Origin of the sequence: Psychroserpens luteolus (assembly GCF_021032705.1) — a bacterium.
Taxonomy (GTDB): Bacteria; Bacteroidota; Bacteroidia; order Flavobacteriales; family Flavobacteriaceae; genus Psychroserpens; species Psychroserpens luteolus.
The window spans coordinates 48263-74031 of sequence record NZ_JAHVXI010000001.1 but is presented as its reverse complement, the minus strand read 5'-3'; the positions used below and the strand labels follow the sequence as shown (position 1 = coordinate 74031).

At 32.7% G+C, this 25769-nt stretch carries 23 protein-coding genes; 7 read left to right on the top strand and 16 right to left on the bottom strand.

Annotated elements, in window-relative coordinates; translation table 11 throughout:
* Nucleotide 1: 1 nt before the first annotated feature.
* On the top strand, nucleotides 2-2341 hold the full coding sequence (locus tag KWG70_RS00300; protein ID WP_230933989.1) for a GumC family protein: 2340 nt from the start codon (nucleotides 2-4) through the stop codon (nucleotides 2339-2341).
* Here KWG70_RS00300 and rpe read toward each other — a convergent pair.
* From rpe to KWG70_RS00260, 8 genes are all read right to left on the bottom strand, one after another.
* The gene (gene rpe / locus KWG70_RS00295; protein ID WP_230933988.1) at nucleotides 2338-3000 is read right to left on the bottom strand and encodes a ribulose-phosphate 3-epimerase; all 663 of its coding nucleotides are present in this window, start codon (nucleotides 2998-3000) and stop codon (nucleotides 2338-2340) included. The genes KWG70_RS00300 and rpe overlap by 4 nt on opposite strands.
* A 204-nt stretch (nucleotides 3001-3204) precedes the next feature.
* The gene (locus KWG70_RS00290; protein ID WP_230933987.1) at nucleotides 3205-3618 is read right to left on the bottom strand and encodes a BLUF domain-containing protein; all 414 of its coding nucleotides are present in this window, start codon (nucleotides 3616-3618) and stop codon (nucleotides 3205-3207) included.
* Between the two features lie 149 nt (nucleotides 3619-3767).
* The gene (locus KWG70_RS00285) at nucleotides 3768-4631 is read right to left on the bottom strand and encodes a sigma-70 family RNA polymerase sigma factor (protein WP_091423042.1); all 864 of its coding nucleotides are present in this window, start codon (nucleotides 4629-4631) and stop codon (nucleotides 3768-3770) included.
* A 177-nt stretch (nucleotides 4632-4808) separates the two neighbouring features.
* Nucleotides 4809-6038, bottom strand: a complete 1230-nt coding sequence (locus KWG70_RS00280) for a porin family protein (RefSeq protein WP_230933986.1) — start codon at nucleotides 6036-6038, stop codon at nucleotides 4809-4811.
* The gene (locus KWG70_RS00275) at nucleotides 6028-6594 is read right to left on the bottom strand and encodes an RNA polymerase sigma factor (RefSeq protein ID WP_230933985.1); all 567 of its coding nucleotides are present in this window, start codon (nucleotides 6592-6594) and stop codon (nucleotides 6028-6030) included. The genes KWG70_RS00280 and KWG70_RS00275 overlap by 11 nt, the downstream gene beginning before the upstream one ends.
* Nucleotides 6595-6644: 50 nt before the next feature.
* On the bottom strand, nucleotides 6645-7607 hold the full coding sequence (locus KWG70_RS00270; protein ID WP_230933984.1) for a hypothetical protein: 963 nt from the start codon (nucleotides 7605-7607) through the stop codon (nucleotides 6645-6647).
* A gap of 31 nt (nucleotides 7608-7638) precedes the next feature.
* Nucleotides 7639-8700 (bottom strand): hypothetical protein, encoded by a 1062-nt coding sequence (locus KWG70_RS00265; RefSeq protein ID WP_230933983.1) that lies wholly within the window; start codon nucleotides 8698-8700, stop codon nucleotides 7639-7641.
* A gap of 59 nt (nucleotides 8701-8759) precedes the next feature.
* A complete protein-coding gene (locus KWG70_RS00260) occupies nucleotides 8760-9728 on the bottom strand; it encodes a hypothetical protein (protein WP_230933982.1) in 969 nt (322 codons plus the stop codon).
* Nucleotides 9729-9847: 119 nt separating this feature from the next.
* Between KWG70_RS00260 and KWG70_RS00255 the strand changes: the two genes are divergently transcribed.
* From KWG70_RS00255 to KWG70_RS00245, 3 genes are read left to right on the top strand one after another with little or no spacing between them, the layout of a single operon-like run.
* Nucleotides 9848-10552, top strand: coding sequence for an LA_2272 family surface repeat-containing protein (locus KWG70_RS00255; RefSeq protein WP_230933981.1), 705 nt, complete (start codon nucleotides 9848-9850; stop codon nucleotides 10550-10552).
* A gap of 10 nt (nucleotides 10553-10562) precedes the next feature.
* The gene (locus KWG70_RS00250) at nucleotides 10563-11660 is read left to right on the top strand and encodes a fatty acid desaturase family protein (RefSeq protein ID WP_230933980.1); all 1098 of its coding nucleotides are present in this window, start codon (nucleotides 10563-10565) and stop codon (nucleotides 11658-11660) included.
* Nucleotides 11650-12705: a fatty acid desaturase family protein gene (locus tag KWG70_RS00245; RefSeq protein WP_230933979.1), complete on the top strand. Its 1056-nt coding sequence runs from the start codon at nucleotides 11650-11652 to the stop codon at nucleotides 12703-12705. The genes KWG70_RS00250 and KWG70_RS00245 overlap by 11 nt, the downstream gene beginning before the upstream one ends.
* An 8-nt stretch (nucleotides 12706-12713) precedes the next feature.
* Here KWG70_RS00245 and KWG70_RS00240 read toward each other — a convergent pair whose 3' ends face one another.
* The gene (locus KWG70_RS00240; RefSeq protein ID WP_230933978.1) at nucleotides 12714-13712 is read right to left on the bottom strand and encodes a hypothetical protein; all 999 of its coding nucleotides are present in this window, start codon (nucleotides 13710-13712) and stop codon (nucleotides 12714-12716) included.
* A 141-nt stretch (nucleotides 13713-13853) separates the two neighbouring features.
* Between KWG70_RS00240 and KWG70_RS00235 the strand changes: the two genes are divergently transcribed.
* Nucleotides 13854-14645 (top strand): hypothetical protein, encoded by a 792-nt coding sequence (locus KWG70_RS00235; protein ID WP_230933977.1) that lies wholly within the window; start codon nucleotides 13854-13856, stop codon nucleotides 14643-14645.
* Between the two features lie 70 nt (nucleotides 14646-14715).
* On the opposite strand, the gene KWG70_RS00230 is transcribed toward KWG70_RS00235, so the two are convergent.
* Both KWG70_RS00230 and rpsO read right to left on the bottom strand, forming a co-directional pair.
* Nucleotides 14716-16977, bottom strand: a complete 2262-nt coding sequence (locus KWG70_RS00230; RefSeq protein ID WP_230933976.1) for a polyribonucleotide nucleotidyltransferase — start codon at nucleotides 16975-16977, stop codon at nucleotides 14716-14718.
* A gap of 200 nt (nucleotides 16978-17177) precedes the next feature.
* A complete protein-coding gene (rpsO, locus tag KWG70_RS00225; protein ID WP_230935007.1) occupies nucleotides 17178-17447 on the bottom strand; it encodes a 30S ribosomal protein S15 in 270 nt (89 codons plus the stop codon).
* A gap of 180 nt (nucleotides 17448-17627) precedes the next feature.
* On the opposite strand from rpsO, the gene KWG70_RS00220 reads away from it, so the two are divergent.
* Complete coding sequence (locus KWG70_RS00220) at nucleotides 17628-18509, top strand: hypothetical protein (RefSeq protein ID WP_230933975.1); 882 nt, start codon at nucleotides 17628-17630, stop codon at nucleotides 18507-18509.
* Nucleotides 18510-18711: 202 nt separating this feature from the next.
* Here the strand turns inward: KWG70_RS00220 and accD are convergent, their stop codons facing one another.
* From accD to tamL, 3 genes are all read right to left on the bottom strand, one after another.
* Complete coding sequence (gene accD / locus KWG70_RS00215) at nucleotides 18712-19569, bottom strand: acetyl-CoA carboxylase, carboxyltransferase subunit beta (RefSeq protein ID WP_230933974.1); 858 nt, start codon at nucleotides 19567-19569, stop codon at nucleotides 18712-18714.
* A gap of 36 nt (nucleotides 19570-19605) precedes the next feature.
* Nucleotides 19606-20673 carry a class II fructose-bisphosphate aldolase gene (gene fbaA, locus KWG70_RS00210; RefSeq protein WP_230933973.1) on the bottom strand — a complete coding sequence of 356 codons (1068 nt, stop codon included), beginning with the start codon at nucleotides 20671-20673 and terminating at the stop codon, nucleotides 19606-19608.
* 125 nt (nucleotides 20674-20798) lie between these two features.
* Nucleotides 20799-23363, bottom strand: coding sequence for a translocation and assembly module lipoprotein TamL (tamL, locus tag KWG70_RS00205; RefSeq protein ID WP_449619087.1), 2565 nt, complete (start codon nucleotides 23361-23363; stop codon nucleotides 20799-20801).
* A gap of 113 nt (nucleotides 23364-23476) precedes the next feature.
* Here tamL and KWG70_RS00200 point away from each other — a divergent pair, with 113 nt between their 5' ends.
* Complete coding sequence (locus KWG70_RS00200; RefSeq protein WP_230933971.1) at nucleotides 23477-24202, top strand: TrmH family RNA methyltransferase; 726 nt, start codon at nucleotides 23477-23479, stop codon at nucleotides 24200-24202.
* Here KWG70_RS00200 and porT read toward each other — a convergent pair.
* Together porT and ubiE are read right to left on the bottom strand one after the other, a co-directional pair.
* Entirely contained in the window at nucleotides 24189-24902 is a 714-nt protein-coding gene (gene porT / locus KWG70_RS00195) for a type IX secretion/gliding motility protein PorT/SprT (RefSeq protein ID WP_230933970.1), read from the bottom strand. The two genes, KWG70_RS00200 and porT, sit on opposite strands and share 14 nt — an antisense overlap.
* Before the next feature lie 31 nt (nucleotides 24903-24933).
* Nucleotides 24934-25665: a bifunctional demethylmenaquinone methyltransferase/2-methoxy-6-polyprenyl-1,4-benzoquinol methylase UbiE gene (gene ubiE, locus KWG70_RS00190; protein WP_230933969.1), complete on the bottom strand. Its 732-nt coding sequence runs from the start codon at nucleotides 25663-25665 to the stop codon at nucleotides 24934-24936.
* Between the last annotated feature and the right edge of the window lie 104 nt (nucleotides 25666-25769).

Below are 25769 nucleotides of genomic sequence, written 5' to 3'. Positions count from 1 at the left end.
TATGGAACCTTCTACAAATAACCCATACACATTTTCAGAAGATGATAATGTAGATCTTAAACAAGAGTTAAGTAAATACTTGAGATATTGGCCTTGGTTTGCTGTTTCTTTAGCAATAGCATTTATTGGAGCTTATGTGTACTTAAGATATGCACCAAGAATATATCAAACAACGGCTAAAATGAAAATTTTAGACGAGTCTGAAGGGTTAGAACTTCCTACTTCAGCCTTTATTTTTAAGCGTACGAATATTAATCTTGAAAATGAAACTGAGATTCTAACGTCTTTTATGATTGTAGAAAGAGTAGCTAGAAAGCTCAAATTAAATACACGTTTTTTTGAAGAAGGGACCATCCAAACTAGACTTATTGGTGACCTGCCTTTTTATTATGATCAAATTATTGATGTTGACAGCATTACGAGTCCTTTAACTTACACTATAGATGTGAAACAAGACGGATTTGAAATTCTCAACGTGAAAACTGAAAAGACCTTCTCCATTCCAAATCATAATAGTTTAGAAGCCGATCATAATCTCCCTTTTCACCTAGTGATTGATGACAAAAAAGTATTGGATCAAAATATAGGCAAACGTTTTATTATCAAGTATGGATCATTAAGAAACACGGCTTTGGGTTTAAAGAACCGAATCAATGTTGAAGCCATAGGAGAGCAAAGTGATTTGTTAAAGATGACAATCAAGGGTGAAAGTAAAGAACGTTCTGAGCGTATTTTAGATACACTCATGAGCGTATTTAATAGAGATGGTGTGAAAGATCGTCAACAGGTCTCCGAACGAACTTTAGAGTTTATAGAAGGACGATTCGATTTTCTTGCTGTTGAACTAGATTCTATAGAGCTGGTTCGTAAAAATTTTAAGCAACGTAACAATCTTGTTGATTTAGCTGCAGATGCCGAGCTTGGATTACAACAACGCTCAAAATCTGATGAGGAAGTGTTTCAAATTGAAAACCAATTGGCATTGGCCAATTTATTGCAGGAAGCCTTAAAATCGGATACAGGTAGTGGACTTCTTCCAGCTAATATTGGATTAGAAAGCGGAAGTATTAATTCTCTTATTAATGAGTATAATCTTGCAATACTAGACAGGGACAAATTAGCGAGTAGTGGAGGAGCAAATAACCCTACAGTTCGATTTGTACAGTCTAAAATTAATGATCTTAGAGCTAATATTACAAGATCACTAAATTCGTATAATCAACAGCTAAAAGTATCTCAAACTCAGTTAAGAGGTCGAAACAGAAAGTTTGTTGGACAAGTGTCGCAAATACCTGAAAAAGAGAAGCTGTTAAGAGCAATTGAACGTCAACAGGCTATTAAAGAAAGCCTATATTTGCTTTTACTTCAAAAAAGAGAGGAAGCCGCTATTAATTTGGCAATCACTGAGCCCTCTATTAAAGTGGTTGACAATGCTCTTTCTAGTTCGAGTCCAATATCACCAAAATCAAATATCGTTTATGCAGGAGCCATTTTAGGTGGACTACTTGTGCCATTTGGGTTGATGTATTTGTTTTTTATGCTGGACACTAAACTTCATGGTAAAGAGGATATTTCTAAGCAAAATAATAAAATACCAATTATTGGAGAAATACCAGATATAAAAAAGAACGACGGGCTTATTTTTAGAAATCCGAATGATCGTTCTGCTTTGGCCGAGTCGTTTAGGATATTAAGTTCTAATGTGAATTATCTTATGCCTTTAATGAAAAATGATAACGAGGATCAAGGAAAAGTAATTTATTGTACCTCGACGATTAAAGGTGAAGGTAAAACCTATATAAGTATCAATTTATCTTTGGCATTGTCAAGTCTTAATAAAAAAGTACTACTTATTGGAGCTGATTTGAGAAACCCACAAATTCATACTCAAATCGATTCTGATAAAAATGCTGTGGGTTTATCCAATTATTTACATGATCAATCATTTGATTGGAAAGACCATTTAGTAAAAGGTTTTGACAAGCACCCTAATCATGATATTCTATTATCTGGGAGCATTCCTCCAAATCCTTCTAGTTTGCTAACTAATGGTAGGTTTGAAACACTTATAGAAGAAGCTAAAGAGCGTTATGATTATATTGTAGTTGATACTGCACCAACTATATTAGTAACAGATACTATGCTCATTTCACAATTATCTGATGTGACTGTGTACATTGCAAGGGCTAACTTTACCGATAAAAAATTATTGAGTTTTTCTAAAGATTTATTTGAATCAGGAAAACTTAAAAATATGGCTTATGTCATCAATGGTGTTGGTAACAATAAATCCTATGGCTATAACTATGGCTATAATTATGGTTATGGCAGTAAGAACTAATTGTTAGCGACTGCTTTCAAATGTTTTATTGTTTCAGTTTGGTTATCACTTTTAAAAATATAACTTCCTGCGACCAAAACATCTGCACCAGCTTCAACGAGCGCTTTAGCATTTTTATCTGTAACACCTCCATCAATTTCAATTCGCGTATCTAAACCTTGATCATTTACCATTTTACGTAATTTCTTTACGCGGTTATAAGTCATTTCTTCAAATTTTTGTCCGCCAAACCCTGGGTTGATAGACATCAATAATACCATATAACATTCTGGCAAAATATCTTCAAGAACCGATACAGGTGTTGTTAGATTTAGTACAATACCTGCTTTGCATCCAGCATCTTTTATTTGTCTTAGTGTACGATGTAAATGAACTGTAGATTCATGATGAACTGTAATTATATCTGCTCCAACTTTTGCAAACTCTTCGATATAGCGCTCAGGTTTTTCTATCATTAAATGCACATCAAGAGGTTTAGTGGCATGCTTTTTAATGGCTTGAATTACTGGCATTCCGTAGGAGATGTTTGGTACAAAATGACCATCCATGACGTCAATATGGAACCAATCTGCTTCACTGTTGTTTACCATTTCTACATCGCGTTGAAGATTACCAAAATCGGCAGCGAGCATTGAGGGAGCTATAAGAGTTTTAGACATGTTAAGAGTATACTTGGTTTGGGCAAAGATACAGTCTTATTTTGTAATGACTTTATTATTTACGATATTAGTTTTATGGATGAAAAGATAAAACTATTTTTTACCGAATTGTTTAAACTCCTTATACCTTCATTGATTGTTCTTATTGTTGCAACAGGAGTTTTATTTGGAGTGTTTAGGTTGTTTGGCTGGATGTGATTACTTCTATTTATTGTGTTTTAAGAAATTATTAGTTAACTCGATTAATTTATTTGCTTCTAATATGTTTGCTTCTTTAATCCAGTCAAAATAAATTTTGAGTTTTTTTAAATTTAAAAAATCCCTTATAACACTAAAAGACCCACTTTGATAGTCACTAAACAATCGATCTACTAAAGATATTTCTAAAAGTTTGATAAGTCCGTGATGCCTCTGGTCTTTTCTAATCTTAAAAAAAAGAGCATCAATCGTATTTGGATCACCTTCCATGATTTGAAAAAAATAATTGTTTTGTAGCATCAAAATGCCAGATACTTGAATTTGATTATTGTCTTTAATTATTGAATGTAGTAACTTATTTAAAACACTATCAGGTAAATTATCATTCTTATTGCTGATATAGCATATTGACTTAATCATAAGTAGGGAAGTTGGTGAGTAATTCTAAAGGTAATAAAAAAAGTGAACCCACGGTAATCAGCCGTGGGTTCTTTCATCAATCAAAAAACGAACAGTTATGTGTAACTGTTTGTTGCTGTAATTTAGTCGTAATTACTATCTAATAATTACTAGCCTAAATAAGTCTTTAATATTTTACTACGAGACGTGTGTTTTAATCTACGAATCGCTTTTTCTTTAATTTGTCTTACACGCTCACGTGTTAAATCAAATGTTTCTCCTATTTCTTCTAATGTCATTGGGTGTTGATTTCCAAGACCAAAGTATAAACGAATCACATCTGCTTCACGAGGAGTCAATGTTTCTAGTGCACGTTCAATTTCAGTACGTAAAGATTCATGTAATAAATCTTTATCTGGATTAGGAGATTCACCACTACGCAATACATCGTATAAGTTAGAATCTTCTCCTTCTACTAAAGGCGCATCCATTGATACGTGACGTCCAGAGTTTTTCATAGACTCCTTAACATCGTTAATAGTCATGTCTAACTCTTTTGCAATTTCTTCAGCACTTGGCGGACGCTCATGACTTTGCTCTAAAAAGGCAAACGTCTTATTAATTTTATTAATAGATCCAATCTTATTTAATGGTAAACGTACAATACGCGATTGCTCAGCTAACGCTTGAAGAATCGATTGACGAATCCACCAAACAGCGTAAGATATGAATTTAAATCCACGTGTCTCATCAAAACGTTGTGCAGCTTTAATTAAACCTAAATTACCTTCGTTAATTAAATCAGGTAAAGTTAAGCCTTGATTTTGATATTGCTTCGCTACAGAAACTACGAAACGAAGATTGGCTTTAGTTAACTTTTCCAAAGCTAATTGGTCACCTGCTTTGATACGTTGAGCTAATTCAACTTCTTCATCTGCTGTAATTAAATCAACCTTTCCAATTTCTTGTAAATATTTATCTAACGAAGCTGTTTCTCTATTAGTAACCTGCTTCGTAATTTTTAGTTGTCTCATTTAATTATCTCCTTTAAAATTTGGGTAAATGTATAATACTATATAGTTATACGTAACAAGTACTAAAAATGTTACAATAAAATTGAAAATAATCCAAAATATAGTGAATTTTAGCCAAATAGTAAGACTGTAATTATCGACAAAACGGTAATGTGTTGTTTTTTAACGTCATAGGGTTTAAAAACGATATTCAATCCCTGTATGTATTGAGAAAATAAAGGGTTCAATATTGTTTTTTTGAGTGAAAGGTTTTAGTTGATAATTAAAATTTGACTCCAAATTAAAATAGATTTGGTTAAAAAGCTTAGTTTCTAAGCCTAAACCAAGATTTAGACCCATTGTGGCCTTATATTCAAAATTATTAGACGAATTATTAGAATCCTCTTGTAATTTAAAATAACTCAAACCACCAGTAATATAAGGACTGATTCTATTGTTTTGAGGCCTGTATTTGATTTCTATAGGAAATTCTAAATACTCTACGTTTCTTTCTGTTCCGTCACTATCTATAGTTTGATTAAGTTTTAGTTGTCTTACACCTATTCTTAAGTAAGTCTTTGGAGTCATTCTATAACTTGCTAACACACCATAATTAACAGAAAAATTATCAGTGGTTTTAGTGTTTAGTGCGCCATAATATGACAATGTAACTTGCGGTGTTATGCTCCATTTAGATTGGTCATCAAGGTTACTACTATCCTTATCTTTTGTGTTTTCTTCGGAAACTAAACGCCTAGATTGACGTTGCATTTTAATAGAGTCTCTAACTTTTTTGTTTGCAGCAATCACACTATCACGACGTCGTTTTCTTTCTTCTGAAATTTGACGTTTTGAATCAGAAGTTAATAACGCAGTTTTGTTGTTTTCGGAAGGAAGTATGTTGTTACCGATAGATTTCTTTGACGTATCGATACTGTTGTCATCTTGCTGCGAATTTAAATGAGATAAGGTGTTATCTTGCTTGTTAGGAAGATGATGTTGAGGTCTCTGAATTTTTCGTTGGTTTGGACTAGTACTAACTGTGTTTTGATTCGTCTTGTCAACTTCTTCATTTTCAACAACAGATGGATGATCTAATTGATGTGTGTTTTCATTTGAAAGTGACTCTGTATTATATATCGTTGAACTACGATCTTTAGTCGTATTCGAAGTATTTTTTTGGTGTTGGTCTACAGTTTCAATTTCTATGGTCTTATTTTTATCAAAATAATGAAACGGATCTACTATCCCTAACATTAGAAATAATAAGGCAACACCAAGTCCTGAAAACCATAAAAATAGTACTCTTCTTTTCTTTTTCTTTTTCAGTTTAGCTTCAATAGTATTCCATACCAAGTCATCTGGACTATCCTTGAAGGGTTCTAATCTGCTTTTTAGTGCAGCTCCAATATCTTTTTTAGTTTCCATTAGATGTTAGGTTTTTAGGAGACACATTAGTTGATTGTTGTTGTATCTTAGTTTGTAGTATGTTTTTGGCTCGGTGTAAATTTGATTTCGAGGTATTTACACTTATGTTTAAAAGTTTAGAAATATCCTTATGTGAATAATTATCAAGTTCATAAAGGTTAAAAACCATTCGATATCTAGGCGGCAATTCTTGGATATGCTTTAATATTTGATCTAGTGGGATTCTATCTATAGTATCGGTGTCTATTAACGTATTATCCTCTAAGATGTCATTGTTTATAACAATATTTAAATGACTGTCCTTTTTATATTTATCTATGGCTTTATGTATAGTGATACGTTTCATCCACCCTTCAAATGATCCAGAATTTTTATAAGATTTTATAGTGCTAAAAATCGTTAGAAAGGCATCTTGTAAATTGTCTTGAGCCTCTTCTTTGTTTTTACAGTATTTTAGACATAGTGTGAACAGGTCATCCTTATACATTTGGTATAATTGACTTTGTGCCTTTAAGTTATGCTTTTTACAAGCTTTTATTAATTGTTCTAAATTCAACTATAGTGTTGGGCTTTATGATTTAAGTTAATATAGAGTTTTTAAAAGGATTACTCAAATATGAATTCTTGAGAAAATCGTGCAATTGCATCACCAGATATAATGGTTTTAAAATCACTAGATGTTGTATTGTTGTTATCATCTGTCATGTTTATAATTTCAAAGTTTGCAAAAGAATTTCCCCAAGTACTTTCAAAAGTATTTAGCGTGTTTTTAGAAATGCTTTTTGCGTTAATGGAGTTCACAGCTGTAGATTGTAGATGATATAATAGCATTAGATTCTTTCTTGTAAATGTCGCCTCGTTAATACTGTTAAAAAGATTTTCAGATGTAGTTGTGGTATAATTATTCTCAAACGAAAGGAATTCATTTCCATTATCAAGCACAATATATTTAGATTCATTGAGAATATTTGAATTGGCATCGTAAGTATTGACTTCAAATTGAGTGTCATCATTTAAATAACTATACGTTTCTAAATAAGTTCTATTCGTATTGACATCTAAAACTATTTTGAAATCGGATACACTAATATCGAAATTTATACCATCATCACTGCGAGTCCAGCTCGAGTAAATGGTGTCTGCTGTATGTGTAAATAGATGACGTTCAAAACTTGAAGATGAATCATTTGGATCGATATATTCAGATTGATATTCTACAAGATCATCATTTGCATCATAAGTGAAAGATTGAATCCTCGAGAGCATCCCATTATTAAAAGATTGAATTTCGTCAATTTTTCCATTAACATAGCCGTAATTTGAAGCGTGTTGCGATAAGGTTTCTAGGTTTAAGCCAGACGAACTTATGATTTTATTATCGCTAATCATATAGTTTGTAGAATCTTTAACCGTATTTGGTGTATTTGATACATTATAAGTTTTATAAATATAACTAACTACTGAAGGTTCATTTCCATTCATGTTTTGTTCAATGATATTGTCACCTGTTGAACATGCAAAACAAATTAGGGCAAAAAAGGTAACGATAAAGATTGGTGATGTTTTCATAATATTTGGTTTTGAGGTTATTTTCATTGGTTTAGCAGCTAATTGCGACAAGTGTAATTACAACATAATATTGTATGTCATTTTCAATAGCATTGATTCTAACATAGATGGTTTGATTAGGTTCTGAACTTATATATAGATCTTCGGAAAGAATCGGATTTAGGTTTGTTAAGGCATCTTCTTCGGTGTCGTGAAAAGAGACCTCATAAGTATCGTTGCTATTATCAAACTCAAGTGTGTCGAATATGCAGAAGGTGTAATCATCTAGAATAAATTCGGCAATACCACTATCCAATTCTGTTTCACAAGCTTCAAAGTTGAAATTTCCGCAGTCGGCAAAATCGGGATCGCAACGCTGATTTAAAATCAATTCACGTTCTAGATGTGTTAATTTTAATGAGTTTTCGTCAATATATTCCACTTTCCAATCAAAATTAAAATAGGCACCTACAGCTGTTGTATCGTTTAGATTGATATTGATATGTAATTCATTTTCTATTGTAAAAGGTGACCATGAACCATTTAACAACATGTCGCCTACATTTAATGTGGTAAATCCATCTGCTTCTTGAAAAATGCCGCCAAGATAACTGTTGTCATCTTCGAAACTGTATCCAATTTTCCAAACGCAATGTCTTATGAGCTCTCCACATTCGAAGACTAACTCTTCACTTAGGCAACTATCAATGGCTTCTTTGAGTTCTTCTTTGTTTTGTATTATGAATTCCTCACCTGATACTAACATACTTGTGATGGGAAAGCTCATGCTTATAGAATAGGTTTCGTCTAAGGTTTCTAAAAAGCTACTAAACTCTTGGTCATTTATTATGAGAGATGAAGAGACATATTGATTAGTGTCATCAAAAACGAAAAGTGTTAAAGGGTAGATAAAGTCTATACATACAATACTTTCATCTGGTCGATCTTCATCATTGGTGATATCCTTAAGGTGATCAAACAAATCTGAATCTGAAGAAATAATATCCACAGTGTTAAAATTTGGATCAAGTCCTACTAGGTTATCGTCTGCATCATAGGCACAAGATGTTATAGAAATACATAAGATGAAAAGTAAAAATTTGGTAAGATTCATAAAGACTAGTTTCTCTATAGTCTCTTAAATCTTAAAAAGGTTGCGTGAATAGTTTAACTTTATTCAAAATCTAAGACTTGAGTGGCGCTAATCAATTGTTTTAGAGCATCTACCTTGGCATACATCCTATTGAAAAATGTACGCTGTTCTTTTTCTCCTGAAGTGTTGAGCAATTTTGAATGTTGAAGCTGTTGATTGAGGTATTTCTCGGCTTGTTTGCAGGTTATTGCATCGCTAGTTAAATAATATGAGAGAATTGAAAATGGCACATACAAAGACTGTTGATTTGGAGTAGAGACCAATACATTATTATTCATGAGGAGTAACTCGTTATAATAGAGTTTGTATTGCGTAGAATGAGCGTCTACTCGTTCTGAAATTGTTTTAATTAATCGCTTTAAAGCATCACATAGTTCTAACGCAACAGTATTACTTATTTGTCCTGCCTGATTATAAAAATGAATTTGTTTTAAGGTACTATTTATAGTAGTAATATCCCAAATTTCTGTTGTATTAAGATCTTGATATAAGCTTCTCAAAGCTTTAGCAGATTTGATAAGTCCAACGCTTGGTGAAAACTGTTCAAAGGTTTTTGTATTAAAGGAATTGTCTAGTAATTTTAACCACACATAGGTTTTAAACCGACTTAAAATATCATCACCAATAGTATAAAATAAAGGAATGTCCTTGGCCGAATATAAGATACGACTATCGGTTTGTTGTAATAAAGGCAATAGTGATTCGTGTGAATTCTTGAAATAAGCCTCCAGCTCATGTTCATTATGGATGTGCTTTGTCTTTTCTACCGAAATATAACTTTTATCAGTGGTTTCAAATAAACCATCTAATGCAATATGATAGAATCGCGCTAATATAATGCATTCGTCTATCGACAATTTACTCTTCAAACTGGTGCGTCTATGAGCGGCATCATAGCTAATATCTAAAGCCGTTGCTATAGCATCAATTAGCGAAGTATTTTGTGGTAATTGTGATTGTATTTCTTTTAAAAACTTAGACTGAAACATGATTTAAAGATATTATTATTTGTGATTATCGCAAAAAATAATTGAATTACTTGTTTTTATAACAATTAAAAATGTGATTATAGCAATAATTTTGAACTGAATTTAAAACTATTAATCTCATGAAAAATGTTATTGTATTGTTATTTGTTTTTGTATCAGTATTAAAGTTGAATGCTCAAGACTCTCTAGAGGTTAAGAGAAAGCTTAGGTTTCCCGTTTGGACTACTCATAGTGCGAACAGTGATATTTTAGGGTTGTCATTAGCTGCATTTCCAAAACATGTATTCAAAAGGGATACCACGTTGGCAAGAACTTATGGAGTGAGATTAGAAGCGTCAATAGTAGGTGTTTTTTCTCCACTTATGGGACGTTCTCCTGTGTCGAATAGTAGAGCGGAATTTGTAAATAAGCAAGAAAAAGTGCCAACTGAAATTATCTATGGCATTAATTTGTCTTCGGGCACATTTGGTGTAACTAAAGTTCATGGTATATCTAGTGGTTTATTTATACAATACTTATACAATATGAATGGAATATCATTGGCAACTATGTCTAATTTTATCGAACGACATAATGGAATTGCAATTTCAGCTTTTGGTAACGAAGTGTATAAGTCGAATGGATTACTAGCTGGTTTTGGAAATATTGTCTCAGATTTTAATGGAATTCAAATAGGAGGATTTAATGAAATTCAAATGAAAGGAATTGGAATTCAAATAGGAATCTTTAATGAAGCTAAAAATTTTAAAGGTCTACAAATTGGTTTGTGGAACAAAAATGAAAAGCGCTCGTTTCCATTTTTTAATTGGCAGTTTAAAGGATAAATATAAGGTTATGAAAAAACTCAAATTCGCAACAGATGAGGGCTCTGCCTTCTATAAAGAATTAAGACAGAAAATCGACATTCATTTTTTAGTTAATAAATCTGAACGAACCGGAAATAAAAAAATGCTATTCAAAATAGCTTTGTATTTTACATTAGACATTCTTTTCTATGTATTGATGATTACGAGTACATCACTTGCTAGCTTTCTAGTCTTTTATTTACTCATGGGATTATCTATACTATTAACCGCATTTAATATTTCTCACGATGCGGCACATGGTGTTGCCGTAAAAAGCAAATTTTGGAATAGAATTTTGTTTTCTCTAAGCTTTAACCTCCAAGGAAACAACGCTTATGTTTGGGGTAAAAATCATAACGAATCTCATCATTTATATACCAATGTAGAAGGAAGCGATATTGACGTTTTAAATAATCCGTTGTTTAGGATGACAGCATCTCAACCTTTAAAATGGTATCACAAGTACCAACAGTATTATGCACCATTTTTGTATTTACTCTATTCGATAAATTGGTTTTTATTCAGGGAAACTTTAATGCTCATTAATTACTCTAGCAGAACTATTAAAATTGAAATACCAAAAGCAGAGGTTATTAAACTTATTGTTTACAAACTACTCTATATAGGCTATATGATTGTATTACCTATTTATATTTTACCCTTTGATTGGTCGATGATAATTTTGGCTTTTGTGCTTAATCATTTTATGGTGTCGTTATTATTTGTTGGTGTATTAGGTGTCTCTCACTTGTCAGATTTTGTGCATCATCCTAAAACAGATTCTAATAATAATTTAGCACTGAGCTGGCCAAAGTTACAGATGTGCACTTCAGTAGATTATAATCCAAGTAGTACTTTTTTTAATTGGACTTTGGGTGGTTTTAATGCTCATGCGTTACATCACTTATTACCTAATATTTGTCATGTACACTATTTAGATATTTTGCCAATTTTCAGAGAGGTAGCAAAGAAGCATAACATGACCTATATGGAAATGTCATATCGAGAATCCCTCGCTGCACATTTTAGGTTTCTGAAAATTATGGGAACAAAAACTCATTTTACACCACGAACTTATGAAGGATAAGCATATTAAAATAGAAAGAGATAGTCTGTTACTCAAGTTGATTAAGTTTGAAATAAGTAAGCATTTGCAAATAAACAAAGCTTATACGAAAAAGTTTTTATTACTAAAATTTGTGTTCTACTGTTTTCTTGCGATAGTCTTTTATACTGGTTTATTTGTAATTCATGATGTTTTTATGTTTGTAGTATCCTATATTTTATATGGATTTGTTACACTATTATTAGCCTTTAATTTTTCACATGACTTATCTCATAATACGGTTTTTAAAAGTCGGAAAATCAATAACTTCTTTTACATAATTACATTTGCAATTGTAGGAGCTCATGCCGAAGCCTGGAAGAAAAGACATATCAATTCCCATCATTATGCCCCAAATGTCGAAGGCTATGATTCTGATCTAAAAATCACTAAGCTAATTAGGGTAATTCCTAATAGTGATTATTATTGGTTTCATAGATTTCAGCATATTTATGCGCCAATCGCATATACAACTTATTCTTTATTTTGGATTTTTGTCAAAGATATTGTTCTCTTATTTTCAAAAGATAGTCATCAAGTCAAAACAAAAGTGGCCTATCATATATCGTTTTGGATTCAAAAACTTTCCTATTTAACTGTTGTATTAGTTTTGCCATTATATGTTTCACAACAGCATTGGTATATCGTATTATCGGGGTTTTTGCTAATGCATTTCACCATGTCGCTTTTTTTGTTGTTCACCTTTTTTATGACACATCATGTAGAATCTACAGTATATCCTACCACTGATGAGAAAGGTTATATTAATACATCCTGGTTAATGAATCAAGTAAAAAGTTCTAATGATATGCATCCATTTAGCAAAGTCGCCAATTTTATATTTGGAGGTTTTAATAACCATATTGCACATCACTTATTTCCTCATATACATCATGTACATTATCCAAAACTTAATAAAATATTATATCCTGTATTGATCAAAAATGGAATTACTCCAAATCAAACGTCGTATTTTGGAGGAATTGTATCTCACTTAAGACTATTAAAGCGAATGAGTAGGGTTTAATTTAAATTCTACTCATATCCTGAAGGATTATCAATGTTAATTTGACTTCTTAATTTATTAATTTTTTGGAGCATTTTATTAAAAAACAAGGTGCGGTCCTTCTCTCCTGAGTGTACTAATAATTTAGAGTTGGTCATTTGCCTACTAAAAAAATCGTCCATAATATCACAGGTGGCATCATGCTCAATCTTTAAGTATTCTAGAACGGTGTAAGGCACGAAAAAAGCTTTTTTATGAGTTGTTTTAACCATGATAATGTTACTCATAGTTAATAAATCGCTTTTGTATAAATTATAGGATGCATTGTTCTTAGAGTTTATGATACTTTGCTGAATGGTTTGCTTCTCTACATGATGAATAATGTCTTCAAGATCATTACAGATCTTCAAAGCTAGGTCTTTAGATAGTAGTTGCGATTCGAAAAAGTAAACAATTTGCTGTAAAGTACCATTGATGGTATTGTCGTTCCAAAATTCTGTAATGTTTATGTAGTTATAAGTTTGTCCTAGTTCAAATGCTTTTTCCAGTAAAGAGGTTGGAATTGTATCTATAAATGTATCAAAGGATACTTTATTTTTAGTCATCTCTTTATTAGTGAGTTTTAACCAAACATATAGTTTATAGCGTGTGATGTACGAATCTTTAAGCGTGTAAAACAGCGGAATGTCTTTTGCAGAATATAAAATCGAGGCACTTTTGAGCTGTGTTAAAGGTTTTAAATTTTCTATTGATTTACTGAAATAATCTTCCAGATGTAGCTCATTGGTGATGATTGGTGACTTTTCGGCAAGAATAGTATTCTGGCTACCTATTTCATAAAGCTTATTGAGCGATATGTTATAGTGTTTAGCAAGTTTTATGCTTTCATCAAGACTCAAATGAGTTTTCATATTTACTCGTCTGTAAGCTGCATCATACCCAATATCTAAAACTGTTGCAATCTCATCTACAAAGGAGGTTGTACTTGTACTTTTTTCTTTTAAATAAGCGATAAATTGATTTTGCATAAAATGAAAATTGACAGCTAAATATTATTATTTATTTGCAAAAAATACAAAAAATATATTTCAAAACCGCCTTTTTTATTACGGTTTACTCAAATATCACAAGTAGTTTTATGAAGAGAATAAACTTAAAAGGATATTATTATGGAAAAAAATGAGCAATTAATCAAATTGAAATGGTACGTTGTATTGCAATTAATTGGGTTTTTTATGTTGAGTTCTTGCGGAAAGCGTGTTTATACTAGCGGAACCTATGGCGCCATAAAATCTTATACAGCAAAACCAGAGTATAGAGGAGAAAACAAATCAGGAACTTATGTTGCACTAGATTTGGCTAGAGGGAGTCAAGATGTTACAAATAATGTAACCGATAAAAAGGTTCTGATTTCAGTTAGAGGACATAGAAGTATAACACGGAAATATTTCAATTTTTATTATGGGTTGAGTGCTACATTAGGGCATTACAAGTTTGGTGGGCCAATTACAAATGAGGTTGATGAAGATTCTAAGGCATTCTATAGTCTTAATACGAAATCAGGAATCAATTTGAATCTTCCAACGAAAAAGATGGACTGGCGTATTGTTGGTGTAGAGCTTGTATATAATTATGAGTTTGGACCGTATCAAAATACTTTGGACAAGGCTAAAAATAATAATGAAGATCCCGCGCTTTTAATATTCAATAAAAAGTCAATTTTTTCATATAATGTTAGTACTGAAGCTGTGTTTAAATTGAAAAATGACAGAGCATTAGGTTTAGGGTTTTATATAGGAGACATCCTTAATAAAACAGGAAACTTAAAGGATGAAAATTCAGAATTTATAGGTGTTTCTATGAGTTTTAGAGTTAGAAGATTTACGTTTAGCCTGCTAAGTGAGTCTGGTAAAGAAGATATTGGGACGTCAAAATTTGGATTGACTTATCAGCTATTTTAATGCTAAACAATAACATAAAAAAAGCCTCTCAATTTCTTGAGAGGCTTTTTTTATAGTCAAGAGACAACCACTAGTCGTCTTTCTTATCATTATTATTTCTAGGTTTGCGATCATCACGACGATTATTATCACGTCCGCGATTATCTCTTCCTCTATTGTTATCGCGTCCACCTCTGTTATTATCTCTTGGTGGTCTCGGTTGATACCCTTCAGGTTTAGGTAAAATCGCTTTGCGAGATACTTTCTCTTTACGAGTTCTAGAATCTATACCAAAGTACTTTACATCAAATACATCTCCCATGTTTACAACATCAGATACATTTTCTGTACGTTCCCAAGCTAATTCACTTACATGAAGTAATACTTCATTTCCAGGAGCTTCAGTGTATTCTACTACAGCACCAAAATCAAGCATCTTAATGACTTTTACTTCGTAAACACTTCCAACTTCAGGTTTAAATAATAAAGAATCAATTTTTGCCATAACAGCATCAATACCTTTACTACCAACACCTAATACTTCAACAATACCTTCTTCAGTAACAGGGTCTTCATTGATAACGATAGTTGTTTCGGTTTCTTTTTGTAACTCTTGAATGACTTTTCCGCCAGGACCAATTAAGGCTCCAATAAACTCATTTGGAATACGTCTAGTTACCATTGTAGGTGCATGCTCCTTAACTTCTGCATTAGGAGTAGCAATCGTATCGGTTAATTTTTCTAAGATATGTAAACGACCATCACGAGCTTGTTTTAATGCGTTCACCAAAATCTCATAGGATAGACCTTTTACTTTAATATCCATTTGACAAGCAGTAATACCATCGGCAGTACCAGTTACTTTGAAATCCATATCTCCTAAGTGATCTTCATCACCTAAAATATCAGATAATACTGCGTATTTTCCAGAGTCAGCATCAGAAATTAATCCCATAGCAATTCCAGAAACAGGTTTTTTTAGTTGTACACCAGCATCCATTAATGCCATGGTTCCAGAACAAACAGTTGCCATAGATGACGATCCATTAGATTCTAAAACTTCAGATACAACTCTTACTGTGTAAGGACATTCTTCAGGTACCATTCCTTTTAATGCACGTTGTGCTAAGTTACCATGACCAACTTCTCTACGAGATGTTCCTCTAATTGGTCTAGCTTCTCCAGTAGAAAAAGGAGGGAAGTTATAGTGTAAATAGAAACGCTCTTCACCTTCGTAAGATGGCATGTCAATTTGATTGGCTTCTCTAGAGGTTCCTAAGGTTACTGTTGCTAATGCTTGAGTCTCTCCTCGTGTAAAGATTGCAGAACCATGCGTTGAAGGTAAATAGTCAATTTCACACCAGATTGGTCTGATCTCGTCAGTTTTACGACCATCTAAACGTAAACCTTCATCCAAGGTTAGGTTTCTAATAGCTTCTTTTTGTGCTTTTGCAACATACTTATGAATTAGTTTCCCTAAATCTTCTTGCTCTTCTTCTGAAAACGATTCGAAAACTTCTTCTTTAATTTCACTAAAAGCAGCCCCACGTTCATGCTTTGCTGAACCAGCTTTAGCAATTGCATAGGTTTTATCATAAACCATATCGTGAATTTTCTTCGCTAGGTCTTCATCAGAACGTTCAGGATCGTATTCACGCGTTTCTTTTTTACCGAAAGCTTCAGCTAATTTTACTTGAGCAGCACATTGTACTTTAATTGCTTCGTGTGCAAATTTGATAGCCTCTGCCATTTCTTCTTCAGAAATCTCGTCCATTTCACCTTCAACCATCATTACAGAATCGGCAGATGCTCCAATCATCATATCGATGTCAGACTCTTCTAATTGTGCACGTGTTGGATTAATGATAAATTCACCATTGATACGACCAACTCTAGCTTCAGAGATTGGACATTCAAATGGGAAATCTGATAATTGGATAGCTGCCGAAGCGGCTAAACCAGCCATAGCGTCTGGCATCACATTCTCATCATGAGACATTAATTGGATCATCACCTGAGTTTCAGAATGATAATCTTTAGGGAATAGTGGACGTAATACACGATCTACTAAACGCATAGTTAACACTTCACCATCACTTGGTCTTGCTTCTCTTTTGAAGAAACCTCCAGGATAGCGTCCAGCTGAAGCAAACTTCTCTCTGTAATCAACAGTTAGTGGTAAAAAGTCTACATCTGCTTGATGGTAATTGGAAACAACTGTACATAATAACATACATTTTCCAGATTGCACAACAACGCTACCATGCGCTTGTTTTGCAAGTTTTCCAGTTTCGATAGAAATTTCTCTACCGTCACCAAGGTCAATGACCTCTTTAAAAGTTTTTGGAATCATAAATTTTTAATTCTAGTTCTAATCGTATTGCATATCAGAACAATGTTAAACAATGGTCGTTGTGTTGTTGTAGTTGTTGTGTGACATTTAAAAAATGTCTTGACCAATGAAAAACTGTAATTAGCTTCTTATTTACGATTATTATACTCTATCGTAAGAGTTATTTATATAAAAAAAAGAGGCACGAAGCCTCTTTGATATTATTTTCTTAATCCTAATTCTTTAACTATCGCACGATATCTTAAGATATCTTTTTTAGTTAAGTAATCAAGTAAAGCACGACGCTTACCTACTAATTTCACTAACGAGCGTTCTGTATTGTAATCTTTACGATTGTTTTTTAAGTGCTCAGTTAAGTGATTAATTCTGTAAGTAAATAATGCGATTTGACCTTCTGCTGTTCCAGTGTCTTTGGCATTTTTACCGTGTTTTTTGAAAATTGCTTCTTTTTCTTTTTGATCTAAATACATGCTAATATTATTGTAAATGATTTTTATGTACGTTGAAAGTCTTTCTTTCAAGCGGCAAATATAGTAATTTTTAATGATTTCCAAGTATTTGCAATGCCTAGATTTATTTTTTTATTCGGAAAATTAAACGTTTTCATTTTTGGTTAGTCTTAACACCATATTAACATCAAATACTCAATTATGAATTTTACAAATGATGAACTCAAAACAAGCATGAGAAATGCCGTGAGTAAAGTAAGTACAAGATTTATGTTAGCCTTAGTGGTTTTAGGTTTGACATTTACAAGCTGTAGCAATGAAGATACTGTTACAGAAGAAGAACAAGATGTAGAGATTTCCGAAGTTAGACTCTCTTCTGATATTGATACAGCAGCAAATGTGATTGGCGATATTATTATAGGCGCCTATGAAGAAGAAGAATCCAATACTTTAGATCGTACAGCGCAGCAATCTGGATTACCAGACTGTGTTACGATTACTATAGTTGCACAGCAAGGATTTAGAGAAGTAACAATCGATTTTGGTAATGAAGGTTGTATCGTTCATGGTCATTTACTTAAAGGACAAATTGTATTCTCTTATACAAGAGATACTGAAGCTCAAGAAGTATTAATTACTTATAATTTGATAGACTTCTTCTTTGATGCTAAAAATATTCTAGGTAGTAAAACACTCTTGAAACAATTATCAAATAATAACGGAAACCCGCAGTTCACACATACATTAGATTTAACTGTGATTTGGCCTAATGGTGCTCAAGCGAGTAGAGAAGGACTTAAAGTAAAAGAATGGATTGAAGGTTTTGGAAGTGGTGTATGGAGTGATAATGTTTTTGAAATCACAGGAAATTGGACTACGACATTTGTTAATGGTAATATGCATACGTATGAAGTATTAACACCTTTACGCCGTGAAGTGATTTGCTTTTACTTTGTAAGTGGAAGTGTAGATGTGCAACGTACTAATTTTGGTGGAACGTTTGATTATGGAAATGGGGATTGCGATAATCAAGCCACCTTTACAACAAACAACGGAAACGTGATTGATGTGACGTTGAATTAACTTTAGTAGATTAAGTTGGTTTTTTAAAAGCTTTTGGACGTTTATGTTCTGAAGCTTTTTTTATAGTAGTTAATTTTTTAATTCAAAAGACTTAATAAATACATCCTTTTTGCAACACGTTAAAGCGATTAAAACTAAAAAAAAACCTCACCAGGTTAATTACTGATGAGGTTTTATGCTATATTTTACAATGTTTGAGTTTTTAGGCTCTTACAGTTTGATTTGTAATCAAATCAATATACAAATTCACTTTATTTTTTAAGTCTCTTCGATGTGTAATAAAATCTAAGAAACCATGCTCTAATAAAAACTCTGAAGTTTGAAACCCTTCTGGTAATTCTTGTCCAGTGGTATCTTTTACAACTCGTGGTCCTGCAAATCCGATAAGCGCTCCTGGCTCACTAATATTGATATCTCCTAGCATGGCAAAGGATGCCGTAGTACCACCAGTTGTTGGATCTGTAGCTAACGAAATATAAGGAATTCCAGCATCTGCTAATTGTGCCAATTTTACTGATGTTTTAGCTAATTGCATTAACGATAAAGCAGCTTCCATCATACGTGCTCCTCCAGATTTGGAGATGATCATAAATGGGGTTTTGTTTTTTAAAGCATAGTCAGCAGCTCTTGCAATTTTTTCACCTACAACACTTCCCATAGAACCACCAATAAACGTAAAGTCCATACAAGCAATTACTAAGTCTTTACCTTTAGATTTTCCAACGGCTGTTTTAACCGCATCTTTTAGGTTCGTTTTTTCTTGAGCAGCTTTTAAGCGATCTGGATATTTTTTTGTGTCTTCAAATTTTAGAGGATCTTTAGACGTTAATCCTGGATCTAATTCTTCAAATTTATTATCATCAAATAAAATTTCGAAGTATTCTTTACTTCCAATTCTTACGTGATAGCCATCTTCCGGACTTACATAAAAGTTTTGTTCTAATTCTTTTGTGTCAACAATTTTACCTGTTGGAGATTTGTACCACAGCCCTTTAGGTGTGTCTTTCTTCTCTTCAGTAGAGGTTTGTATTCCCTTATCTTTCCTTTTAAACCAAGACATTAAACAGAGTTTTAATTAGTAGTTAGTGATGCAAAGTTATAAAGTATTTACATTATTAAGGTCTTCAAATGCCTTTTTTAAGCGTTCCACAAATGCATTTTCTCCTTTTCTAAGCCAAACTCTTGGATCATAATGCTTTTTATTTGGTACATCGTCACCATCTGGATTCCCAATTTGTGCTTTAAGATATTCAGCTTTTTCTCCCATATAATCGCGAACTCCGCTCATAAATGCATATTGCATATCAGTATCAATATTCATTTTAATAACACCATATCCTATCGCTTCTCTAATTTCTTCAACTGTAGAACCCGACCCACCATGAAATACAAAATCAATATGGTTATGAGGTAAATTATGTTTTTGAGATAAGAATTCTTGAGAGTTTTTAAGGATTTTTGGTGTTAGTTTTACATTTCCTGGTTTGTAAACACCATGTACATTTCCGAAGGCAGCAGCAACGGTGAATTGATCACTTACTTTACTTAATTCTTCATAAGCATAAGCTACTTCTTCTGGTTGCGTGTATAATTTAGAATCATCAACATCTGTATTGTCGACACCATCTTCTTCTCCTCCTGTGATTCCTAATTCGATTTCTAGCGTCATTCCCATTTTACTCATACGTTCGAGGTAGGTTTTGCAAATCTCAATATTCTCTTCTATTGGTTCTTCAGAAAGGTCAATCATGTGAGAACTGTATAATGGTTTTCCAGTCTCTTTAAAGTGTTGTTCACTGGCATCAAGCAAACCATCTATCCATGGTAACAATTTTTTTGCACAATGATCTGTATGTAAAATGACAGGAACGCCATAAGCTTCTGCCATTAAATGCACATGTTTTGCACCAGCTACTGATCCAGCAATTGCTGCCTTTTGATCTTCGTTGCTTAGTCCTTTACCTGCATTAAATTGTGCTCCACCATTAGAAAATTGAATGATTACTGGCGCATTAAGTGCTTTAGCGGTTTCTAGAACACCATTTATTGTATTAGATCCAATAACGTTTACAGCTGGTAAGGCAAATCCTTTTTCTTTTGCGAGATTGAAAATATCTTGTACTTCACGTCCAGTTGCAACTCCGGCTTTTATGTTGTGACTCATGTTAGTTTTTTAGTTGAAAATTAAAAGTCAAAAATACATAAAATTTGACTAATATTTCAGGATTTTAAGACTTTGACGTAAGTAAAACTTACGCAAACGTTATCGTTTCTGAATAAAAAAAGAGACTAAAAAGGATAGTTGACACCAATATTGTAAACGGCATTGCTAAAGTTGTAATTTTTAAACCATCTATTGCCTAATTCTCTAGATGGATCATAAGTTTTAAAACCAATGTCGCCTCTAAGTACGAAGAAACCAAAATCATATCTAATACCAAATCCAGAACCTATGGCGATGTCTTTTAAAGAGTCAAATCCATCAAAGGTAGCCTTCTCATCTTCGACATTATCAAATACGTTCCATATGTTTCCAGCATCAATAAAAACGGCTCCATTAAAACGTCCTAAGAGGTTAAAACGCTGTTCGGCACTAAGCGTGATTTTCATATTAGCTTCGTTAAACTCGTTAGTAGAAAATGAGCTTCCTGGACCTAAGTTATAGGCTGTCCATGCACGAACATCATTTGGACCACCAGCAAAGAAACTTTCTGCAAATGGTATACTATTTGAATTTCCGTAAGGTATAGCAATACCAAAATAAGTTCGAATTGCAAACTCATTTTTTCGACCTAGATCCCAATGCTTTACATAATCAATTTCGGTTTTAACATATTGCGAAAACGGAACGCCAAATAATTCATATCTTCCATCTGCATTTCTTGGCAGATTAAATGCTTTTGACAAATTAGATAATAAATTTCCTGCTAGTTCTAGTCGAAAACGTACGATTGAAAAATCATTATCAAATAAATTTTCTCTACGATTTTTTACGTAGTTAAAGCTAGATGAGAAAATAAGGTTATCTTCTGTAAGTCGGTTTTTTCGTTGATTAATATTATTAACATCTATAAAATCACTATCACCAGGCACAAGTGATGTGTTATTGTCTAAAACATCACCTATAAACGTATCTGCAGGAGAAAAATCGTTAGGTATTAATGGGTTTTCTAAACTTTCGTCATCTGCTATATAACCAATTCCTCGGGCAATAGAATTAAGTCGGTCAAAAGATGTTGTATATACACCAAAATAATTTCCAGTATTAAGGTTTTTTACAAACTGAACATTGAAAAGATCAAGATTGTTAGTCACTTTCCGCGTAGGATACCAGTTGTAGTTTACGGTTCCGGTAAATGCTTGTTTGTCTAATCCGATATTGGTTTGACTTGTAGCACTTAAAGTTATTCTACTACTTGGCGACATGTACTTTGGAATGATCTTTTCGGTATTGAACGGAAGAAAAAATCGTGGAATATTTAACCGTAAATTACCACCAAGTTCATTAATGTCAAAAAACTGATCTTTTGTGTCTGAGGCATCTCGAGATGAACCTATTGAACCTAAAGCTGAAATCTCTAAAGTTTCGGCACCTCTAAAAATATTTCTAATAAGTAATCCTGTACTAAATGCAAAACCTACAGTTTGAATATTACTTTGAGAGATTTCAAAACTGTTGGTCATTTCAAACTTTTTCCTCGGCACTAAATAAACATTAGCAACTAGTGTCGTGTCGGCCTCATTTGGGATATAGTCAATTCTTGGATACCTGAAAGCTTGCAACTGACTTAAATACCTATAGGTTCGTGTTCGGTCAATATCTTTGAATACTTCACCTTTATTAATAAAAATGGCATCTGTAATAGCTTTAGGTCTGTAGTTTAATTTATCAAAACTATATAAATTATAGTCTTTAAATTGTACCGAATCTGTAATGGTCGAATCTCGATTTTCGTTTTTAAAATCAGTGAAGATATTAACCTCTTTAATTTTATAGACCTTGAATGGGACACGTGTAATTGAGTCTTCACTTCTAACAGCTCGGTCTGCAATTATTAGATCGGTTTTTATTTTTTTATCGTTACTAATCGTATCAATGTCGAAGGTAATATAGTCTTGACCAAAATGATAAAAACCTGAATTTCTTAGTTGTTCAGTTAATCGATCTCGTTCGGCAGCAAAGTTTGCCTCATCATATTGCTGACCCTTTTTTATCAATGACCCTTGTTTTAATCTAGAATTATACAAAGAATCTATTATTGGTGTTTTTATGTTTTGGTGGATAGAATCTAAAACATAAGGGTCTCCAGTGTTGACTTTATAAGTCACTCTAGCACGTTGATTACTGTCTTTTTCGGTCTCGAAAGACGTTTCAACATTAAACCAACCTTTACTAAAGTAATATTTCCTTAAAGCATTAGCTGTTTTTTCGGCTCTGGCTTCATCATATATTGCTGGTGCTTCTCCTGTCTTTTTAAGCCAATTGTTGAAATTCTTTTTTGATTTAATAAAGGCCTCATACTGCTTTAATGATAACAAATTCTTTAAACCAGTTCTTGGGTTATCTGGATTTCTATACTTAGCATTTAAAATGGAGTCTATATTGGGTCTTGCCAAATTATAAATATGAACACGTAATGGAATACCCAACAAGGTGCCATTTGGTTTTTGATAGAGCAAATTAGAGATGGTCTCGGTAGTGTTCTTTTTGTCATTAACCAAAACGGTATTGTTCGTTAATAAATGCTCATTCTTTTCTACACGCTTCATTATATTACACGAAAAGGTCGTGCATATCAATACGTAGATTAATATCTTGGAAAGGCCAAATCTCAAAAAAGAAAGTGTTTGCATTTAAGTTCTATCCAAATTTACAGTTTTATTGTGGTCTAATCATAACAAATAATAGACCAAAAAAGTATTACTTTGTATTTTAGTTAAAACAACACAAAAGTAAATACATTTTAATGCTAACAAAGAATCACATAAAATTAATTGCAAGCCTAGGCCAAAAAAAGTTTAGAATCCAGCATCAATTATTTGTGGTTGAAGGTATAAAAGGTATTCAAGAGTTTTTGAATTCTCATTTTGAGTTATACCAATTGTTTTCAACAGAAGCTATTTTTAACGCAGAAACAGTTTTAATTTCTGAAAAAGATCTTCTAAAGATAAGCAGCTTGAAAACACCAAATACAGCTGTAGCCGTTTTTAGGATTCCAAAACAAAATAAAGTAGCCTCAAACGGATTAATTCTGGCTTTAGATGATGTGAGAGATCCAGGAAATCTTGGAACGATTATTAGGCTTTGCGATTGGTTTGGAATTAAAGATCTGATATGCAGTAAGGCTACTGTAGATTGTTACAATTCAAAAGTGGTACAAGCCACTATGGGTTCCTTAACCCGTGTGAATGTTCAATATACAGACCTTAACGACTATATAAATAATACGAAAACAGAAGTCTTTGGGACCTTTATGGATGGAGATACTATTTACAATGAAACATTATCGGATACAGGCATTATCGTTATGGGCAACGAAGCTAATGGTATTTCCGAAGCAATTGAAAAACAAGTAACAAAGCGATTGAGTGTTCCTAGATTTGGAAACTTGCAAGCTACAGAAAGCTTAAACGTAGCAACTGCTACTGCAATTGTATTAAGTGAGTTTAAAAGAATGTCTACTGAAAAGTAAAGTTTAAGAAGATTCCTCTAGTTTTCATAGTTCTAACATTACTTGTCCAAGGGCTATCTGGATCCTCATCTCTAATTAATTCATCATTGAGTGCAAATACACCACGAATGGAAGGTGTAAACTTAAACCATTGATTATAGAAATCGATACCAATACCTAGCTCATAAAATAAAACATTCTTCTTAGTTCTAAATTGGCCAGCAGCATTGTCATCAGGATTTTCTTCGTTACTCGATAGGTTTAATGCCATAGAAAATCCGCCTATAACAAAAGGTTTAAAGTTGTTTAAACGTTTGGTAGAGACTTTTAATAATAAAGGGAAGTGAACATAAGTTGACTTCACTTCACGTAATAAATCGGAATCTGTTGATTCAATTCCATTAAAATAACTCGGGTCATATTGTATATTTCTGGTAGTAATAAACAATCCTGGTTCAAATCTAATATCCAGATGATTATTAAGTCTTAGGTTAGATACAAGACCAACACTAAACCCTAAATTAGTTTCAACTAGAATTTCTTTAAGATCTCTCTCGTAATTAAACTGATAATCGTAACTGTTGAGCCCAAGATAAAATCCCCATGACAGTGTTTTTTTATCAAAATTCTCAATATTTTTTATTTTTTCTCTACTAAATAACTGTGCAGAAACACTCTGCGACATAATAAGTAGGGTTAAAAGGATAAGTATTTTCTTCATAAATATCACGATAATGACATGTCAACCGCAGTTAGGCTTTGGATGCGACATAAATTGTTGCAACACCTAAAGTTTGAGGTTTGTCTTGCACGTTAATAAACCCAATTTTACGTAAAATATTGTTTAAAACCTCACCATATGGAAAAACAGATGCAGATTCGCTTAAATAAGTGTAAGCAGATCGGTCTTTAGAGAAGAGCTTTCCTATGGTTGGCAAAATGTATTTAGTGTAGAATTTATAGCCTTGTTTAAACGGTGTTTTTGTTGGAACTGATGTTTCTAATATCACAAATGTTCCGTTTGGTTTTAATACTCTTAAAATTTCAGCAAGTCCTTTTTCTAAAGTTTCAAAATTTCGAACACCAAAAGCTACGGTTATTGCATCAAAGCTATTATCTTCAAAAGGTAAATTTTCAGAATCGCCAATTACCATTGTAATAAGGTTGTCTAAATCTTTACTTTTTATTTTTTGTCGTCCTACCTCTAACATCCCATCGCTAATATCTAAACCTATGATCTCTTTTGCATTAGTTTTTACAAGATTTATAGCTAGGTCTCCAGTACCAGTAGCAATATCTAAAACGCGTTCAGGGTGTCCTTGAGATACAATATCTACGACTTTATTACGCCATTTAATATCAATACCAAAAGAAATCACACGATTTAAACCATCGTATTCTTTTGAGATATTATCAAACATTTGAGTGACTTGTTGCTTTTTATTCAAATCACTATCCTTATATGGAGTAACTTTTGAGGACATTCTTTTTTTTTGCAAATATACTTAAAACTAATAGCTTTAAATAATTTGATGCTTACTTTTAAGAGTCTCTCAATCACATAATAATGTAGTATATTTGTATGTTT

Bases quoted from the DNA above. Each gene is read 5' to 3' on its own strand.
- KWG70_RS00240 (WP_230933978.1), bottom strand. From the start codon at position 13,712: ATGCAAAATCAATTTATCGCTTATTTAAAAGAAAAAAGTACAAGTACA.
- KWG70_RS00270 (WP_230933984.1), bottom strand. From the start codon at position 7,607: ATGAAAACATCACCAATCTTTATCGTTACCTTTTTTGCCCTAATTTGT.
- ubiE (WP_230933969.1), bottom strand. From the start codon at position 25,665: ATGTCCTCAAAAGTTACTCCATATAAGGATAGTGATTTGAATAAAAAG.
- porT (WP_230933970.1), bottom strand. From the start codon at position 24,902: ATGAAGAAAATACTTATCCTTTTAACCCTACTTATTATGTCGCAGAGT.
- accD (WP_230933974.1), bottom strand. From the start codon at position 19,569: ATGTCTTGGTTTAAAAGGAAAGATAAGGGAATACAAACCTCTACTGAA.
- rpsO (WP_230935007.1), bottom strand. From the start codon at position 17,447: ATGTATTTAGATCAAAAAGAAAAAGAAGCAATTTTCAAAAAACACGGT.
- tamL (WP_449619087.1), bottom strand. From the start codon at position 23,363: ATGCAAACACTTTCTTTTTTGAGATTTGGCCTTTCCAAGATATTAATC.
- KWG70_RS00255 (WP_230933981.1), top strand. From the start codon at position 9,848: ATGAAAAATGTTATTGTATTGTTATTTGTTTTTGTATCAGTATTAAAG.
- KWG70_RS00260 (WP_230933982.1), bottom strand. From the start codon at position 9,728: ATGTTTCAGTCTAAGTTTTTAAAAGAAATACAATCACAATTACCACAA.
- KWG70_RS00285 (WP_091423042.1), bottom strand. From the start codon at position 4,631: ATGAGACAACTAAAAATTACGAAGCAGGTTACTAATAGAGAAACAGCT.
- KWG70_RS00235 (WP_230933977.1), top strand. From the start codon at position 13,854: ATGGAAAAAAATGAGCAATTAATCAAATTGAAATGGTACGTTGTATTG.
- KWG70_RS00220 (WP_230933975.1), top strand. From the start codon at position 17,628: ATGAATTTTACAAATGATGAACTCAAAACAAGCATGAGAAATGCCGTG.
- KWG70_RS00300 (WP_230933989.1), top strand. From the start codon at position 2: ATGGAACCTTCTACAAATAACCCATACACATTTTCAGAAGATGATAAT.
- KWG70_RS00230 (WP_230933976.1), bottom strand. From the start codon at position 16,977: ATGATTCCAAAAACTTTTAAAGAGGTCATTGACCTTGGTGACGGTAGA.
- KWG70_RS00200 (WP_230933971.1), top strand. From the start codon at position 23,477: ATGCTAACAAAGAATCACATAAAATTAATTGCAAGCCTAGGCCAAAAA.
- KWG70_RS00280 (WP_230933986.1), bottom strand. From the start codon at position 6,038: ATGGAAACTAAAAAAGATATTGGAGCTGCACTAAAAAGCAGATTAGAA.
- KWG70_RS00290 (WP_230933987.1), bottom strand. From the start codon at position 3,618: ATGATTAAGTCAATATGCTATATCAGCAATAAGAATGATAATTTACCT.
- rpe (WP_230933988.1), bottom strand. From the start codon at position 3,000: ATGTCTAAAACTCTTATAGCTCCCTCAATGCTCGCTGCCGATTTTGGT.
- fbaA (WP_230933973.1), bottom strand. From the start codon at position 20,673: ATGAGTCACAACATAAAAGCCGGAGTTGCAACTGGACGTGAAGTACAA.
- KWG70_RS00250 (WP_230933980.1), top strand. From the start codon at position 10,563: ATGAAAAAACTCAAATTCGCAACAGATGAGGGCTCTGCCTTCTATAAA.
- KWG70_RS00245 (WP_230933979.1), top strand. From the start codon at position 11,650: ATGAAGGATAAGCATATTAAAATAGAAAGAGATAGTCTGTTACTCAAG.
- KWG70_RS00265 (WP_230933983.1), bottom strand. From the start codon at position 8,700: ATGAATCTTACCAAATTTTTACTTTTCATCTTATGTATTTCTATAACA.